Source organism: Pseudoalteromonas rhizosphaerae (genome assembly GCF_902498845.1).
GTDB classification, from domain to species: domain Bacteria; phylum Pseudomonadota; class Gammaproteobacteria; order Enterobacterales; family Alteromonadaceae; genus Pseudoalteromonas; species Pseudoalteromonas rhizosphaerae.
The window spans coordinates 23,931-40,331 of the sequence record NZ_CABVLM010000016.1 but is presented as its reverse complement, the minus strand read 5'-3'; the positions used below and the strand labels follow the sequence as shown (position 1 = coordinate 40,331).

The 16,401-nt window shown below is 41.9% G+C and carries 14 protein-coding genes; 11 read left to right on the top strand and 3 right to left on the bottom strand.

The annotated features are described in order from the left end of the window. Nucleotides 1–234: 234 nt before the first annotated feature. The 3 genes from dapD to map are packed head-to-tail and all read right to left on the bottom strand — an operon-like array spanning nucleotide 235 to nucleotide 4,529. Nucleotides 235–1,062 (bottom strand): 2,3,4,5-tetrahydropyridine-2,6-dicarboxylate N-succinyltransferase, encoded by an 828-nt coding sequence (gene dapD / locus PSR9079_RS19970; protein WP_149982997.1) that lies wholly within the window; start codon nucleotides 1,060–1,062, stop codon nucleotides 235–237. A 9-nt stretch (nucleotides 1,063–1,071) separates the two neighbouring features. Next, a complete protein-coding gene (gene glnD, locus PSR9079_RS19965; protein WP_149982996.1) occupies nucleotides 1,072–3,690 on the bottom strand; it encodes a [protein-PII] uridylyltransferase in 2,619 nt (872 codons plus the stop codon). A gap of 53 nt (nucleotides 3,691–3,743) precedes the next feature. Then, a complete protein-coding gene (map, locus tag PSR9079_RS19960) occupies nucleotides 3,744–4,529 on the bottom strand; it encodes a type I methionyl aminopeptidase (protein ID WP_145240468.1) in 786 nt (261 codons plus the stop codon). Nucleotides 4,530–4,800: 271 nt separating this feature from the next. Between map and rpsB the strand changes: the two genes are divergently transcribed. From rpsB to lpxD, 11 genes are all read left to right on the top strand, one after another. Beyond that, nucleotides 4,801–5,529, top strand: a complete 729-nt coding sequence (gene rpsB / locus PSR9079_RS19955; RefSeq protein WP_145240470.1) for a 30S ribosomal protein S2 — start codon at nucleotides 4,801–4,803, stop codon at nucleotides 5,527–5,529. 105 nt (nucleotides 5,530–5,634) lie between these two features. Next, nucleotides 5,635–6,486: a translation elongation factor Ts gene (gene tsf / locus PSR9079_RS19950; RefSeq protein WP_145240472.1), complete on the top strand. Its 852-nt coding sequence runs from the start codon at nucleotides 5,635–5,637 to the stop codon at nucleotides 6,484–6,486. Nucleotides 6,487–6,645: 159 nt separating this feature from the next. Next, a complete protein-coding gene (gene pyrH, locus PSR9079_RS19940) occupies nucleotides 6,646–7,395 on the top strand; it encodes a UMP kinase (RefSeq protein WP_145240474.1) in 750 nt (249 codons plus the stop codon). Between the two features lie 50 nt (nucleotides 7,396–7,445). Further along, nucleotides 7,446–7,967 carry a ribosome recycling factor gene (gene frr / locus PSR9079_RS19935; RefSeq protein ID WP_215909106.1) on the top strand — a complete coding sequence of 174 codons (522 nt, stop codon included), beginning with the start codon at nucleotides 7,446–7,448 and terminating at the stop codon, nucleotides 7,965–7,967. Between the two features lie 58 nt (nucleotides 7,968–8,025). Next, the gene (locus tag PSR9079_RS19930) at nucleotides 8,026–8,805 is read left to right on the top strand and encodes an undecaprenyl pyrophosphate synthase (RefSeq protein WP_149982995.1); all 780 of its coding nucleotides are present in this window, start codon (nucleotides 8,026–8,028) and stop codon (nucleotides 8,803–8,805) included. Nucleotides 8,806–8,822: 17 nt separating this feature from the next. Then, nucleotides 8,823–9,689 (top strand): phosphatidate cytidylyltransferase, encoded by an 867-nt coding sequence (locus PSR9079_RS19925; RefSeq protein WP_149982994.1) that lies wholly within the window; start codon nucleotides 8,823–8,825, stop codon nucleotides 9,687–9,689. Continuing rightward, nucleotides 9,686–10,891: a 1-deoxy-D-xylulose-5-phosphate reductoisomerase gene (ispC, locus tag PSR9079_RS19920; RefSeq protein ID WP_149982993.1), complete on the top strand. Its 1,206-nt coding sequence runs from the start codon at nucleotides 9,686–9,688 to the stop codon at nucleotides 10,889–10,891. The genes PSR9079_RS19925 and ispC overlap by 4 nt, the downstream gene beginning before the upstream one ends. 1 nt (nucleotide 10,892) lies before the next feature. Further along, on the top strand, nucleotides 10,893–12,245 hold the full coding sequence (rseP, locus tag PSR9079_RS19915) for a sigma E protease regulator RseP (protein ID WP_149982992.1): 1,353 nt from the start codon (nucleotides 10,893–10,895) through the stop codon (nucleotides 12,243–12,245). Between the two features lie 104 nt (nucleotides 12,246–12,349). Further along, nucleotides 12,350–14,821 (top strand): outer membrane protein assembly factor BamA, encoded by a 2,472-nt coding sequence (bamA, locus tag PSR9079_RS19910; RefSeq protein ID WP_149982991.1) that lies wholly within the window; start codon nucleotides 12,350–12,352, stop codon nucleotides 14,819–14,821. A gap of 11 nt (nucleotides 14,822–14,832) precedes the next feature. Beyond that, on the top strand, nucleotides 14,833–15,351 hold the full coding sequence (locus tag PSR9079_RS19905; RefSeq protein ID WP_149982990.1) for an OmpH/Skp family outer membrane protein: 519 nt from the start codon (nucleotides 14,833–14,835) through the stop codon (nucleotides 15,349–15,351). Nucleotides 15,352–15,360: 9 nt separating this feature from the next. After that, the gene (gene lpxD, locus PSR9079_RS19900) at nucleotides 15,361–16,398 is read left to right on the top strand and encodes a UDP-3-O-(3-hydroxymyristoyl)glucosamine N-acyltransferase (RefSeq protein WP_149982989.1); all 1,038 of its coding nucleotides are present in this window, start codon (nucleotides 15,361–15,363) and stop codon (nucleotides 16,396–16,398) included. Nucleotides 16,399–16,401 lie beyond the last annotated feature (3 nt).

The following is a 16,401-nucleotide window of genomic DNA, read 5'->3' as shown; positions in this document are numbered from 1 at the left end:
CTCAGTTACTTAATGATGTGATTAATAATTATAGTTGCCGCAGTCATACAAATCAAAGCTAATAAACCAGAATAAGTTCTTAGCTATCAAGTATGTTGTATTTAAAGGTGATATTTATCATAAAAGAGAAAATAACACAGATAGAAAAAGCCCTAGATCTATATAGATTTAGGGCTTTCATTTATTTACTGTTAATGTCAATCAGCTTATCGTTTAGAACTTTTCAGCTCTCTATTATTCGTCTATCGATCTCAATAATGCATTAATCCCTACTTTTTCGCGGGTTTGCTGATCTACTTTTTTCACGATAATTGCAGCGTACAAGCTGTGAGTACCGTCTTTTGATGGCAGTGCGCCTGGAACAACCACAGCACCTGCTGGTACGCGGCCGTAGTGGATCTCGCCAGTTTCGCGGTCGTAAATGCGAGTACTTTGGCTGATGTAAACACCCATTGAAATAACAGCGCCTTCTTCAACGATCACGCCTTCTACAATTTCAGAGCGTGCACCAATAAAACAGTTATCTTCAATGATAGTAGGATTGGCTTGTAATGGCTCTAAAACGCCACCTATGCCAACACCTCCTGACAAGTGTACGTTCTTACCAATTTGTGCACACGAGCCTACAGTGGCCCATGTATCAACCATAGTGCCATCATCAACGTAAGCACCAATGTTTACATATGATGGCATCAATACTACATTTTTACCGACAAAGCTGCCTTTACGGGCAACAGCGTTTGGTACAACGCGCATGCCACCTTGCTGAAATTGCTCCGGTGTATAGTCGCTAAATTTAAGTGGTACTTTGTCATAAAACTGGTTTACGCCGTCGTTCATTGGTTGATTGTCACGAATACGAAACGACAGTAACACGGCTTTTTTTAGCCATTGATGGACAACCCACTCACCACTGATTTTTTCAGCAACGCGTGCGGCACCACTATCAAGTAGCTCAAGTACATCGATTATGGCTTGTTTTACATCACTAGGTACTGTGCTCGGGCGGATGCTATCACGGTTATCCCAGGCGTTTTCAATGGTGGTTTTTAAATCTGACATAAGATCCTCTTATTCGGTTTCTGCGTTGAGTTTTTTACGCAATGCTTGATGAATTTTTGCTTGTTCTTCGTCGGTAAGAGCTTGGTATTCGTTATTCGATACCACGAAGAAATCTTCTGCACGTTCACCTACGGTGGTGATCCGCGCGGCGTGTATATGTAATAAATGGGCTTGAAACACTTCGGCAATTTTGGTTAATAAGCCAGGAATATCTACCGCTTGAATTTCGATTAAGCTGCGGTCTTTACGCGGGTGAGGGCGCAGGATAATTTTTGGTTTAATATTAAAATCTTTAAAGCGTTGTGAGCGGTTCTTTTTAAAGCGAATTTTCTTTTTCGGATCAGCAAGCGCTTGATCAAGGCCGCGTTTGATTGACTGCGCTTGAGCGCTGGCAATCGGGTCGCCACTGACTTCAAGTACGACAAAGCTAAACAGCACATAGCCGTCGCGAGTGGTGAGCACTTGAGCATGTTGAATTTGCGCTTTTTTAGAGCCGATCACACTTACTAAACGGGCAAATAAACCGCCGGAGTAGGGGCTATAAACAAAAATCTGTGTACCGCCGTGCATGGCTGTATTTGATACCGCAACACTGGGTTGGCTTAAATCAACGCAGTTTAGTAAATGTTCGGTGTGCCATGATAGTTGTTGTTCACTAAAGGCCGTAAAGTAATTTGCTTTAAAACGGCTCCAAATTAAATCAATCTGATTTTCATCATAGCCATTGTTGATTAACCTTTGTTTGGCTTGATGCTTTTTATCGCGAATTTGGTCGCGCTGATCCATAGGATTTTCAAGGCCTAACCGTAACGCCCTTTGAGTATGCAGGTAAAGCTCACGCAACAAGGTGTTTTTCCAATCATTCCACAAGTTGTCGTTAGTGGCGCGAATATCTGCGACGGTTAAGCAGTATAGATAATCAAGTTGTCGTTCGGTTTTAACTCGAGTAGCAAAGTCTTTGATCACATCTGGGTCATTAATATCTTTACGCTGTGCAGTTACAGACATAAGTAAATGGTTACTAACTAGCCAAGCAATCAATTTGCCATCGGAAGTTGAAAAACGGTGTAATTTGGCAAAAGCAATGGCATCAACAGCACCGAGTTCTGAGTGATCGCCGCCACGGCCTTTGGCAATGTCATGGAAGATGCCCGCTAAATACAGTAGCTCGGGCTTGTCCATGCGGGTGACTATTTCACAACAAATAGGAAACTCACTGACGTTTGCTTTATCAAAATATTGATAAATGTTATTGATCAACTTATGAGTATGTTCATCCACAGTATAAGCGTGAAATAAGTCAAATTGCATCTGTCCAAAAATGTTTCGCCACTGGGGTAAATAAGCGGCAAGCATGCCGTGCTTGTGCATTAAAGTAAATGCACGGCCCATGCCGTTAGGGTGTTTAATTAGCCGTAAAAAGGCTTCACGACAGGCGGCATAATCTTGCAAATCTCCTAACAGACGACGGCGCACTTGGCGGATGGTACGGATAGTACTTGGGTAAATATGGGTAATTTCAGGGTTATCGGCAATATGTTCGAACAATACAAATAGTTGATCACGGCGAAAGAACACGGACGGATTTTTTACCCTAATTTGATGGCCAACACGTTCGAAATTACGATCGAGTTCAACTACTGCTTGTTCGTTACTTTCCGGTAAAATGCTTTGTTCAAAATATGATAACAACATTTGATTTAGCTCACGGACCCGGCTCATGATCCTAAATAATCGCTTCATCATCCGCTCAACTGAGGCTTTACCATCGCTACCAAAGCCAAGTAAATCAGCAGCCAGTGGTTGATGGTCAAATAACAACCGGTTCTCAGAGCGTCCAGCGGCTAAATGCAGCGCAAAACGGATATTCCAGAGATTTTCTAAACACTCTAGGAGCTCTTGGTATTCTTCATGAGTGAGATAGCCGTGGCTAATAAGCTCTTGTAAGGTTTCGGCTCTAAAATGTTTTTTAGCAACCCAAATGATGGTTTGCAGATCTCGCAGGCCACCGGGATTTTCTTTGATATTTGGTTCGAGGTTGTATGCTGTACCGTGACATTTTTTATGACGCAGTTGTTGCTCATGTACTTTTGCTAAAAAGAATTCGTCAGAGTGCCATACAGGCGTATCAAGAATATGCTCTTTGAGTTTTTCATATTCAATGTGATTACCGAACAGTAGTCGACTTTCAAGCAAGCTAGTGGCAAAAGTTACGTCGGCACGTTTTTGCTCAATCGCTTGCTCAATGGTACGCACACTGTGGCCAATTTCTAAATTAAGATCCCAGAGCATGGTCACAAATTGGCCGATTTTTTCACACACGGCATCACTAGGTTGCTCAGTAACTAGCAGTAAAAAATCGATATCTGAATAGGGATGCAGCTCACCGCGACCGTAACCGCCAACGGCGATCAAGGCTAAATCTGGCTCATGGGCTAAATCATAAACATGAAACAGTTTAATCAGTAAGCGGTCGATAAACTCAGCCCGGGCATTAATCAAATTACCGACTGGCTGTTTTGAAAACTCGTTTTGTAACCATTTATAAAAATAATTAGAACAATCGCGATAATCGGTTAATTGGTCAGCATCGCTGAGCAATTTTTTAACTTTATTGGGTAATGCCACGTGGGCTGGCTCCTTAGCATACTAATTTCACCCTAAGTCGGGTGAGTCAGTATTTAATGTTCAATGATCCGGTCAATCGTATCATCTGATCGAAGCGTTAAAATTTCAACACCATTTTCAGTTACTAACAAGGTGTGTTCCCACTGCGCAGACAAGCTACGGTCTTTAGTAACCACAGTCCAGTCATCTTTTAATAGTTTACACTGGCGTTTACCCGCGTTAACCATTGGCTCAATAGTTAAACACATACCTGCTTTTAGGGCTTCGCCAGTACCAGCGCGGCCATAATGCATTATTTGTGGTTCTTCATGAAACTCTGCACCAATACCATGGCCGCAATATTCACGAACAATTGAGTAGTTAAAGCTCTCTGCATATTTTTGAATCGCTTCGCCGATATCACCTAAACGCACGCCTGGTTTAACCATTTTTATTGCTAAATACAGGCTTTCTTGCGTTACTTCAGCAAGACGCTTGCCTTGGATGTTTGGCGTGCCAACATGAAACATTTTTGATGTGTCGCCGTGGTAGCCATCTTTGATAACCGTGATATCGATATTGACACTGTCGCCATCTTTTAATGCTTTGTCGTTAGGAATACCATGGCAAATTACATGGTTTACTGAGGTGCAAATTGATTTAGGAAAACCATGGTAATTTAGTGGGGCAGGAATTGCCTTTTGCACATCGACAATATAATTATGACAAATTGTATTTAGTTCATCAGTGGTTACACCGGGAACTACATGTGACTCTATCATTTCCAGGACATCTGCCGCTAAGCGCCCGGCTACACGCATTTTCTCTATTTCTTCAGGGGTCTTGATCACAGCACTCATGGAGGCTCCATTGTCGAGTTTTACACATTTATCGTCGCACAATTTTTGCACGCGACGTTGAATATTTGTTTTTAATATGGTATAAAGCGCGCCGTCTTTTTACAAATAAATTCTTAAATGATTTTTTGTATTTAAGGCAAACACAATTTTATTTTAACACACACACGTATCGTCACATACACTTGGGTGCATTTCAGTTTCATTTAACTGCGGTGTTGGTGCTATGGGGTATGTGGAGGCCTAACCCTAAACTAAACAGAGGAAATACAAAATGGCAAACGTTTCAATGCGCGACATGCTTCAAGCTGGTGTTCACTTCGGTCACCAAGCACGTTACTGGAATCCTAAGATGAAGCCTTTCATCTTCGGCGCACGTAACCGTGTTCATATCATCAACCTTGAGCAAACTGTTCCAATGTTCAACAACGCACTTAAGTTTTTAACTGGTGCTGCGTCAAACAAAGGTAAAGTTCTTTTCGTTGGTACTAAGCGCGCAGCAAGCGAGTCGGTTAAAGAAGCCGCTATCGCTAGTGATCAGTATTACGTAAATCACCGTTGGTTAGGTGGTATGTTGACTAACTGGAAAACAGTTCGTCAATCAATCAAGCGTCTTAAAGACCTTGAGATCCAAAGCCAAGACGGTACTTTCGAGAAGTTAACTAAGAAAGAAACGTTAATGCTTAACCGCGAAATGGAAAAGCTTGAAAAGAGCCTTGGCGGTATCAAAAACATGGGTGGTCTTCCTGACGCACTTTTCGTTATCGATGCAGACCACGAGCACATCGCTATCCGTGAAGCTAACAACCTAGGTATTCCAGTTGTTGCGATCGTTGATACTAACTCTAACCCAGACGGTGTTGATTTCATCGTACCTGGTAATGATGATGCTATCCGTGCAATCAACCTTTACACAGGCGCAGTTGCAGCAGCAATCACTGAAGGTCGTGAGAGCAATATCGTTGCTCAAGCTGAGAAAGACGACTTCGTAGAAGCTGAGTAATTAGCTGTCATCAAGTCTTCATCTAATTTTAGATGAAGACTTGCTATTCTTGTAGAGCGGGTAACCCGCTTATCTAAACCTGAATTCAGATTTGAGGATTTACTAATGGCTGTAACTACTGCCCTAGTTAAAGAATTACGCGAGCGTACCGGCGCTGGCATGATGGATTGTAAAAAAGCGTTAACTGAAACAGATGGTGACATCGAGTTAGCGATTGAAAATATGCGTAAAAGTGGCGCTGCAAAAGCTGCTAAAAAAGCAGGTAACATTGCTGCTGAAGGTACTATCATCATCAAGCAAAATGCAGGTGTTGCAGTACTAGTTGAAGTTAACTGTCAAACTGACTTCGTAGCAAAAGACGTAAGTTTCTTAGCATTTGCTAACAAAGTTGCTGATGCTGCTATTGCAGAAACGATTTCTATCGAAGACTTACAAGCTAAGTTCGAAGAAGATCGTGTTGAACTAGTTACTAAAATTGGCGAAAACATCAACGTACGTCGTCTACAGTACATTGCTGGTGAGCAACTAGTTGAGTACCGTCACGGTGAGCGTATTGGTGTTGTTGTTGCGGGTGTTGCTGATGAAGAAACACTTAAGCACGTTGCAATGCACGTTGCTGCTTCAAACCCAGAGTACCTAGCACCTGAAGATGTACCTGCTGACGTTGTTGAAAAAGAAAAGCAAGTACAAATCGAAATCGCGATGAACGAAGGCAAGCCTGCTGAAATCGCTGAGAAGATGGTTGTTGGTCGCATGAAAAAATTCACTGGTGAGGTTTCTCTTACTGGTCAAGCTTTCATCATGGAACCTAAAAAATCTGTTGGCGAAATTCTTAAAGAGAAAAACGCAACAGTTACTGGCTTCGTACGTGTAGAAGTTGGTGAAGGTATCGAGAAGAAAACTGAAGATTTTGCTGCTGAAGTTGCTGCACAGATTGCTGCTGCTAAAGGTCAATAAAATCGATTTCCTTTGACGAAAAAGTGAGTTAGATGAAATTATTCTGTTATTTGCTTTTGCGTCATCGCTGAAAATTCTTTAAAATAACCGCGCTCTTTATGTGAAAATCATAAGCGCGGTTATTTTTTATCCTTTTTTTATAAAGTTGGCCCAAATACTATGACAATCAATCGTAAACCTATTTTTAGACGCGTTCTTCTCAAATTAAGCGGTGAAGCACTGATGGGAGACGAAGGCTTCGGCATCGACCCAAAAGTATTAGATCGTATGGCGCAAGAAATCAAAGAGCTTGTAGAACTCGACGTAGAAGTGGGTTTAGTTATCGGTGGCGGTAACTTTTTACGTGGCGGCTCACTTGCTGAAGCAGGCATGAATCGCGTAGTTGGCGATCATATGGGGATGCTAGCAACTGTCATGAATGGCCTTGCAATGCGTGATGCGTTGCACCGTGCATTTGTAAATTGTCGTTTAATGTCAGCTATCCCACTTAACGGTGTGTGTGATGCATACAACTGGGCTGAGGCAATTAGCTTATTAAAAACGGGCCGTGTAGTTATTTTTGCAGCAGGTACTGGTAACCCATTCTTTACAACGGATTCGGCCGCGTGTTTACGTGGTATTGAAATTGAAGCCGATACCGTGATTAAAGCCACCAAGGTTGATGGTGTTTACAGTGATGATCCGGTAAAAAATCCAGAGGCGACACTTTACCGTCACTTGAGCTACAATGAAATCATTGAAAAAGAATTAAAAGTAATGGATCTTGCGGCATTCACCCTTGCGCGTGATCACAAGATGCCGTTGAGCGTATTTAATATGAATAAATCAGGCGCATTAAAGCGTGTAATTATGGGCGAAGAAGAAGGCACTCTTATCTCTTCACAAGCCTCAGATGAAGTTATTAACTAGATTAGGATTGAACCGTGATAAACGATATTCAAAAAGATGCTGCAGAACGTATGCAGAAAAGTGTAACGGCACTTAGCAGTCAACTATCTAAAATCCGTACTGGCCGTGCTCATCCGGCAATATTAGATGGCATTATGGTGCCATACTACGGCGCACCAACGCCATTGAACCAAGTTGCCAATGTAACGATTGAAGATTCACGTACACTTGCGTTAAGTGTATTTGATAAATCGCTTGCACAAGCGGTAGAGAAAGCAATCATGGCATCTGACTTAGGTTTAAACCCAATGTCAGCGGGTTCTGTGATCCGTGTACCACTTCCTCCGCTAACTGAGGAGCGTCGTAAAAATTTAATTAAAATCGTTCGTGGTGAAGTTGAAAGTGGCCGTGTTGCAATCCGTAATATTCGTCGTGATGCTAACGGTGACGTTAAAAACTTATTGAAAGATAAAGATATTTCTGAAGATGAAGCGCGTCAATCTGATGATGCAATTCAAAAGCTTACGGACAAATTCATTAAAGAGATGGACACTCAATTAGCGGCGAAAGAAGCCGAGTTGATGGAAATCTAAGCTAGTAAATTTATTAGTTTTGAAACGCCGTCTGGGGTATACTAGGCGGCGTTTTTTTATGGAATACTCGATATTTATGGTTCTTAACGCTGATAAAATTTCCCAGCAATGTTTACCCAAGCATGTCGCTATAATCATGGATGGCAATGGTCGTTGGGCACAAGCCAAGAATAGGCCACGTGTGTACGGTCATAAAAAAGGCGTGGATGCGGTTCGTCAGTCTGTGCAGTTTTGTACTAAATTAGGAATAGAGTCATTGACTCTATTCGCTTTTAGTAGTGAAAACTGGCATCGCCCCGAAGATGAAGTCAGTACCTTGATGGAGCTGTTTTTGTTTGTGCTGAGTAAGGAAGTTAAAAAGCTACACAAAAATAATGTTAAGTTAACCATTATTGGTGACTTATCTCGTTTTTCAGATACTTTGCGCAGCAAGGTTGATGCAGCACATGAATTAACGGCTAATAATACTGGTTTGCAACTGAATGTAGCGGCAAATTATGGTGGTCGATGGGATATAACAAATGCTGCAAAGCAATTAGGTAAGCTGATTGCTGCAGGGACGTTAAACCCTGATGATATTACAGAGCACGATTTAGCCGCCCATATGAGTATGCAAGATCAGGCTGAACCTGACTTGTTGATCCGTACTGGTGGCGATTTACGCATAAGCAACTTTTTATTGTGGCAAGCTGCTTATGCTGAACTTTACTTTACCGATACGCTTTGGCCTGACTTCAATGAAGCAGCTTTTGCTGATGCTATCGCTTGTTACGTTGCCAGAGAGCGACGGTTTGGTTGTACTGGCGAACAAATAAAACAATTACTCGCTGAAACCTAATTAAAAAGGGTAACACTTTGCTAAAACAACGAATTTTAACCTCTTTAGTGCTAGCGCCTTTGGCACTGGTGTTGGTTTTTTATACACCTCTTACATTGTTTAGTTACATTGCTGGCGCGATTGTTTTATTAGGCGCGTGGGAATGGTCGGCATTTATGGGGTTATGCGATAAAGTTAAACGTTTTTCGTTTGTGACGTTTATTGGCTTGTTACTGGTACTGCTTAATTGGCATTGGCCAATTGATGAACTGTGGGTCGACGGCCAGCTCGTAGGAGACGCAAATTATATATTCACACTGTCATTTTCGTGGTGGATTGTAGCCACCTACCTAGTGTGGCGCTACCCAGCAATGGCTAAAGCATGGAACGAAGGAGTGGTTATGCGCGCTATTGCTGGTATTCTCACCTTAGTACCGCTGTGGCTTGCGCTTAATACACTGCGCAGTGCTAACTATGAGCAATCAACGCACTTTGGTTCGATGCTTATTTTAGTGGTACTGGGGATCGTATGGAGTGCTGACATTGGTGCATACTTTACGGGTAAAAACTTTGGCAAGCATAAGTTAATGCCAAAAGTGAGCCCTAATAAAACCATTGAAGGTTTAGCTGGTGGCTTAGTTGCTGCGGTGATTTTTGTTTTAGCGTTTTGTCATTTTACCAATGTAGATATGTCTGTTTGGCCAATTTACGCGATTATGACTGTATTCATCGCGTTATTCTCAGCTATTGGCGACTTACTCGAAAGTATGTTTAAACGCGAAGCTGGTCTTAAAGATAGTGGCTCATGTTTGCCTGGCCATGGGGGGATTTTAGATCGCCTTGACAGCCTAACTGCTGCAGCCCCCATTTTTGTGTTGTGCTATGCATGGACACTTAGTTTATGAGTTGTAGACAACAACTCGTCATTCTCGGCGCGACAGGTTCCATTGGTTTAAGTACCTTAGATGTTGTTGCGCGTAATCAAGAACAGTTTGCTGTATTTGCACTTGCGGCAGGTAATAATAGTGAATTGATGGCGCAATTGTGTATAGCTCATCAACCACGCTTTGCAGTGATGGCAGATAACAGCGCTGCAGCTAAGTTAAGCCAACACTTATCGGGCAGTGGCTGCAAAACAGTGATCCGCAGTGGCATTGCCGCCATGAGTGAACTGGCCGCTCACCCAGACGTTGACGCGGTAATGTCGGCGATTGTTGGTGCAGCAGGGCTCATACCTACACTCAGTGCGGTAGAAGCAGGTAAAAAAGTATTACTGGCGAATAAAGAATCTTTAGTCATGTCAGGTCAGTTGTTTATTGATAAAGTAAAACAACATAAAGCCACTTTACTACCGATTGACAGTGAACATAATGCCATATTCCAGTGCCTGCCAAGTGCACTGCAAGGCTCTAAAACTAATGCACAGTTACATGAGCATGGGGTAAGTAAAATTTTACTTACCGGTTCTGGTGGGCCTTTTTTAACGTGTGATATTACCTCTTTAAAAGACGTTACTGTGGCACAAGCCGTGGCGCATCCAAATTGGTCGATGGGACAAAAGATATCTGTTGATTCAGCCACTATGATGAATAAAGGCCTTGAGTTTATTGAGGCTAAATGGCTATTTAACTGCCAGGCAAACGATATTGAAGTGGTCATTCACCCGCAAAGTATTATTCATTCAATGGTGCAATACCAAGATGGCTCGGTGCTAGCGCAAATGGGGAATCCAGATATGCGTACACCGATTGCTCATGCTTTAGCATACCCACAGCGTATTGATGCTGGAGTAACACCACTGGATTTTTCACAGCTTGCTGATTTTACTTTTACGAAACCAGATTTTGCCCGCTATCCCAATTTACAATTAGCTATTGCTGCGTGTAATGCTGGACAAGGTGCTACAACGACAGTTAATGCTGCCAATGAAATTGCTGTACAGGCATTTTTACAAGGGCAGATAGGCTTTACTGATATATACCGCATTAATGCACAAACATTAGACACAACGGTTGATGTAAACGTACACACGCTCGATGAAATTCTTGAATGTGACCGTTTAGCTCGACTTCAAGCGACGCAACTCATTGCAAAGGTAGTACGCTAATATGTTCGATTTTCTGTGGAATTTAGGTTCTTTTATCCTAGCGCTGGGAATTTTAGTAACAGTGCATGAATATGGCCATTTTTGGGTTGCCCGCAAAGCGGGTGTGAAGGTATTAAGGTTTTCTATTGGCTTTGGTAAACCGCTAATAAAATGGCACGATAAACACGACACTGAATATGTTATTGCAGCAATTCCTTTAGGCGGCTACGTGAAAATGCTTGATGAACGTGTTGATGAGGTGCCTGCTGACCAACGCCACTTATCATTCAATGCCAAGTCAGTACAAGCGCGTATCGCGATTGTAGCGGCAGGGCCGCTGGCTAACTTTATATTTGCTATCTTTGCTTTAGCTGCGATGTACATGGTTGGGGTTCAATCGGTGAAGCCAGTGGTAGGCTCAGTAAATGAGGGTAGCCGCGCTGAGCAGGCCGGTATTATGCCTAGTCAACAAATTGTAAAAATTGGCGATGATAATATTGCGACTTGGCAAGATGCTACGTTTGCATTAATGGCCAGCCTAGGTGATAAAAGTGTTGCTGTTACCGTGCGTGACGAGCAATTTCAAGAACAGGTTAAAATGCTTGATATTGATGGTTGGAAACTTGATCAACAAGATGTGCCACCATTAGCTTCATTAGGTATTGTTCCGTTTCGTCCGCAGGCTACTTTAACCGTTGCTACAATTTCGCCAAACTCTGCTGCTGCAGACGCTAATTTACAAGCAGGCGATGAAATTATCGCCGTAAATGGTGAAACAATAACCAGTTGGACGCAGTTAGTTAATGTTATTCAGCAATCCGCTAACAAATCATTACAATTTAGTGTAAAAAGACAAGATAGTATAGAACTGCTAAATGTTACCCCGAAAGGACAACGTAATAGTGATGGCTTGCTACAAGGCTTTTTAGGTGTAGCACCGGTGGTTGAAAAATGGCCAGATGGTTACATTGAAACTAGACATTATGGCCCACTCGATAGTATGGTGCTGGGCGTAAGTGAAACATGGCGCTTGATCAGCCTAAGTTTTGATATGATTGGTAACTTAATTACTGGTCAAGTATCCGTGAAGAATTTAAGTGGTCCAGTTGGTATTGCTGTAGGGGCGGGAACTAGCGTAAGCTATGGCTTAGTGGCGTTTTTAGGCTTCTTAGCATTGATAAGTGTAAACTTGGGCGTATTTAATTTATTGCCCTTACCAGTGCTTGATGGTGGGCACTTAATGTATTACATAATTGAACTTTTTCGTAAAAAGCCGGTCTCTGAAAAGACACAAGAATTTGGTTTTAAAGTGGGTGCCTTGCTACTCATTTTTCTTACATGTTTCGCTTTGTTCAATGATGTATCGCGATTGTAAGCAATTGCGACAGTCTCGAATTAAAACACGATTGTAAAACACCGCTAAAGTATAATTTTAAGGTGTTGAGCGGTAATACCGTTGTAAAGGATAAAGATAATAAAATGGCTATAAAAAAACATTTGGCAGTAACAAGTTTATTAGGTGCTAGCTTTGCAGCCCTAGGCCAAAACTCCTTTATTGTTGACGATTTAAAAGTTGAAGGTTTGCAGCGCGTAGCGTTGGGAGCAGCATTAACACATATTCCTATTAACGTGGGTGATAGTGTTGATGACTATACAATTTCAAAAACGATTAAGTCTTTGTATAACTCAGGTCACTTCGACAATATCAAGGCACTACGTGATGGCAATAATGTTATTTTTAGAGTAACAGAGCGCCCAACAATTAGTGTTATTGAGTTTGAAGGTAATAAAGACATTAAAGACGAGCAGCTTAATCAGTCGCTTGATCAGCAAGATATTCGCCAAGGTGAACCACTGGATAAAACTGTGGTTGATAACATCGAGAAAGGCTTAATAGAGTTTTTCCACAGTATTGGTAAATACAACGCAAAAATTGATGTCAGTATCACTAAGTTACCGCGTAACCGCGTTAAGCTAAAACTTAAGTTTGATGAAGGTGATGCCGCATCTATTCGTCAGATCAACTTAGTTGGTAACGAATTGTTTAGTGATGAAGACTTGTTAGCGCTTGCGGAGTCACAGCAAGATTTACCTTGGTGGCAGTTTATGGGTAGCGATCGCTACCAGAAACAAACCATTGAAGGCGATCTCGAGAAAATTCGTAGTTATTATTTAGACCGTGGTTACTTACGTTTTAATATTGACTCAACACAAGTATCAGTAAGTCCTGAGCGTGAATCTGTGTATGTAACAGCTAACATCACCGAAGGCGTTAAATACAAAGTGAAAGGCTTTGACTTCATTGGTGATTTACTTGGCCGTGAAGAACTGATCAAAAGTGTTATTCCACTGCGTGCCGGTGAACTTTATAATGGCTCAGTGGTTACCTCATCTGAAGAATTTATCAAAAGTTATTTAGCGCGTTTCGGTTATGCGAATGCGGAAGTTCGCACCATTCCTGAAATTGATGACGAAACCAAAGAAGTTCAGTTAACACTCTCAGTTAATCCTGGTCAGCGTGTTTATGTGCGTCGTATTATTGTTGGTGGTAACCAAAATACCGCAGATGAAGTATTACGTCGTGAAATGACCCAGCTGGAAGGCGCCTGGTTATCGAATCAGAATCTTGAGCGTTCAAAGCTTCAAATTCAACGTCTTCCTTACATGGAAAGTGTTGATTTTAATGTTGTGCCAGTCCCTGGTATAGATGACCAAGTTGATGTCGATTTTACCGTTAAAGAGCAATCAGCTGGTAGCTTTAACGCAGGTCTTGCTTATGGTTCTTACTTAGGTCTGCAATTTAATATCGGTGTGACTGAGTCTAACTTCTTAGGTACGGGTAACCAGATTGGCTTTAACATCAATACTTCGCGTGGTTCAGAACGTGTTAGTTTATCGTATACCGACCCTTACTTCACCCCAGATGGTGTGTCGCAAGGCAGTAGTATTTTCTACAGTAATTACGATGCAAGTAAGTTTAGCCTCATCGATTACAAATCAAAAAGCTACGGCATTGGTACAAATATAGGCTTCCCAATTGATGCGGTAAACCGTATCAACTTTGGTGTACGTTGGATCCAAGAAGAATTATCTGAGATTGCTGAATATGAGCAAACTCGTGTTATGCGTGAGACCTTCCTAGACGTGAATAACCCGGATGAAGGATTTGATTTTACTAAATACGAACTCAGCGTTGGTTGGTCTCGTGTGACTGTAAACCGTGGTTTATTCCCAACGGCAGGTTCGCGTCAAACATTAAACTTAACCGGTACTACGCCAAACTCTGATTTAACTTACTTTAAGGTAAATTACGACTCGCGTTTTTATTGGCCACTTACTAATAACCACCGTTGGGTATTCTCAACCCGTGCGGCATTTGGCTATGGTAACGGTTATGGCACAACCAATGGTTACGATCAAACATTACCATTCCAAGAGTATTTCCGTATAACCGAAATGGAATTACGTGGTTTTGACCGTAATACTATTTTGCCGCGTGCAATATCGCGTACACCACAAGTAATTCCAGGCAATTCATTGCCAGATGGTAGTCTAACAGGCAATATAGGCGGCTCGCCAGAGTTTGATGTGTTAACACAGCGAGGACGTATCGGTGGTAATGCCAAAGCGGTTGCAGGCATGGAGTTAATTGTGCCAACCCCATTTTTGGATGAAGATAATACCAGTTCTGTACGTACTAGTTTCTTTGTTGATGCTGCAAACGTATGGGACACTGAATTTAACGTTGACCGTTATAAAAATTTAGGTCCGGATGAACGCGCTAAGCTTGAGGATTATTCAGATCCGCTGCGCTTTAGGGTATCAACCGGTTTATCATTACAGTGGATCTCCCCTATGGGTCCAATGTTGATTAGTTTTGCGTATCCATTGCAACAAGAAGAAGATGACGATACGAAGACCATCAGCTTTAACATTAGTAATACATTCTAAAGGAGTTTTTTGTGAAAAAATCATTTAAATCATCGGCAATTGCCATTTTAGCAACACTTATGATGGGTACTTCTGCAAGTGCTTTTGCACATAAAGTAGGTATTGTAGATATGCAAGAAATCTATAAGCAAATCCCACAAATGGCAAAAGTTGAGCAAACACTGCAAGCTGAATTTGCTGAGCGTCGTCAAGAACTTGAAAAGCTACAGGGCGATATCCGCTTTGAAGCAGAAAAATTCAAGCGTGAAAGCACTACAATGAGCCAAGCGCAAAAAGATGCGTTGCGTGAAAAAGTGGAAGGCATGCAAAAAAATCTTGCTGAAAAAGGTCGTCCTTTAGAGCAAGAAATTAAAACTCGTCAAAACCAAGAACTAGCTAAAGTTCAAGGTATTATTATCAAAGCAATCGAAGATATTGCTAAAGATGGTAAGTACGATGAAGTTAAAGTTAAAGATACGACTATCTACTTTAACCCTAAAACGGTCGTTGATTTATCAAGTAAAGTTGTTGATAAAGTAAGTAAGCAATAGAACTGATATATGCATAATTATACGCTTTCGCAGATTGCGGAACTTCTAGGCGCCACGCTTGACGGTGATGGCGCTTGGGAAATCTCAAAAATTGCTACACTTGCAAATGCCCAGTCTGGGCATATTGCATTTTTAGCGAATAAGAAATATCGCTCACAACTTAGTGATACTAAGGCGGGGGCAGTGATCCTATCTGCCGCAGACGCAGAGTATTATCAAGGTAATAAGCTCATTGTTGCTAACCCCTATGTTTGCTATGCGAAATTAGCCCAGTTACTCGATACAACGCCACGCTCAGCGTCACCAGGTATTCACCCAAGTGCGGTGGTCCATCCTGATGCTACAGTTGCAAGCACAGCTGCTATTGCAGCTAATGCGGTGATTGAAGCTGGAGCGGTAATTGGTGATAACGCGCAAATAGGCGCTAATTGCTTTATTGGTGAAAACACAAAAATAGGCAATGGCACAAAACTGTGGGCAAATGTCAGTGTTTATCACGATGTAGAAATTGGCAGTGATTGCTTATTTCAATCAAGTAGCGTAATCGGCAGTGATGGCTTTGGTTATGCAAACGATAAAGGCCAATGGATAAAAATTCCTCAGCTTGGTCGCGTTATTATAGGTGACAAGGTTGAAATTGGCGCTGGTGCTACGGTTGACCGTGGTGCAATTGATGACACGATTATTCACAGCAATGTGATTATCGATAACCAATGTCAAATTGCCCATAATGTTGAAATTGGTTCAGGCACAGCAATTGCTGGCTGTACCGTGATAGCAGGTAGTACAACTATTGGTAAAAATTGCCAGATTGCCGGGCTTGTAGGCATAAATGGTCACATAGATATCTGTGATGGTGTTATACTTACGGGTATGAGCATGGTGACTAAAGCGATTACGAAACCTGGTATTTATTCCTCAGGACTTCCACACTCTTCAAATAAAGAGTGGCGCCGAAACATTGCCCATTTCCGTAATTTGCCAGAGATGAAAGTTCGCCTTAAAGCGCTAGAGACTCTGACTAAGTCATTAAACGTTGATAATTAATAA

What these genes read in the sequence shown, in the direction of transcription:
- dapD (WP_149982997.1), bottom strand. Translation starts at nt 1,062, where the DNA reads ATGTCAGATTTAAAAACCACCATTGAAAACGCCTGGGATAACCGTGAT.
- map (WP_145240468.1), bottom strand. Translation starts at nt 4,529, where the DNA reads ATGAGTGCTGTGATCAAGACCCCTGAAGAAATAGAGAAAATGCGTGTA.
- rpsB (WP_145240470.1), top strand. Translation starts at nt 4,801, where the DNA reads ATGGCAAACGTTTCAATGCGCGACATGCTTCAAGCTGGTGTTCACTTC.
- tsf (WP_145240472.1), top strand. Translation starts at nt 5,635, where the DNA reads ATGGCTGTAACTACTGCCCTAGTTAAAGAATTACGCGAGCGTACCGGC.
- pyrH (WP_145240474.1), top strand. Translation starts at nt 6,646, where the DNA reads ATGACAATCAATCGTAAACCTATTTTTAGACGCGTTCTTCTCAAATTA.
- frr (WP_215909106.1), top strand. Translation starts at nt 7,446, where the DNA reads ATGCAGAAAAGTGTAACGGCACTTAGCAGTCAACTATCTAAAATCCGT.
- PSR9079_RS19930 (WP_149982995.1), top strand. Translation starts at nt 8,026, where the DNA reads ATGGAATACTCGATATTTATGGTTCTTAACGCTGATAAAATTTCCCAG.
- ispC (WP_149982993.1), top strand. Translation starts at nt 9,686, where the DNA reads ATGAGTTGTAGACAACAACTCGTCATTCTCGGCGCGACAGGTTCCATT.
- rseP (WP_149982992.1), top strand. Translation starts at nt 10,893, where the DNA reads ATGTTCGATTTTCTGTGGAATTTAGGTTCTTTTATCCTAGCGCTGGGA.
- bamA (WP_149982991.1), top strand. Translation starts at nt 12,350, where the DNA reads ATGGCTATAAAAAAACATTTGGCAGTAACAAGTTTATTAGGTGCTAGC.
- lpxD (WP_149982989.1), top strand. Translation starts at nt 15,361, where the DNA reads ATGCATAATTATACGCTTTCGCAGATTGCGGAACTTCTAGGCGCCACG.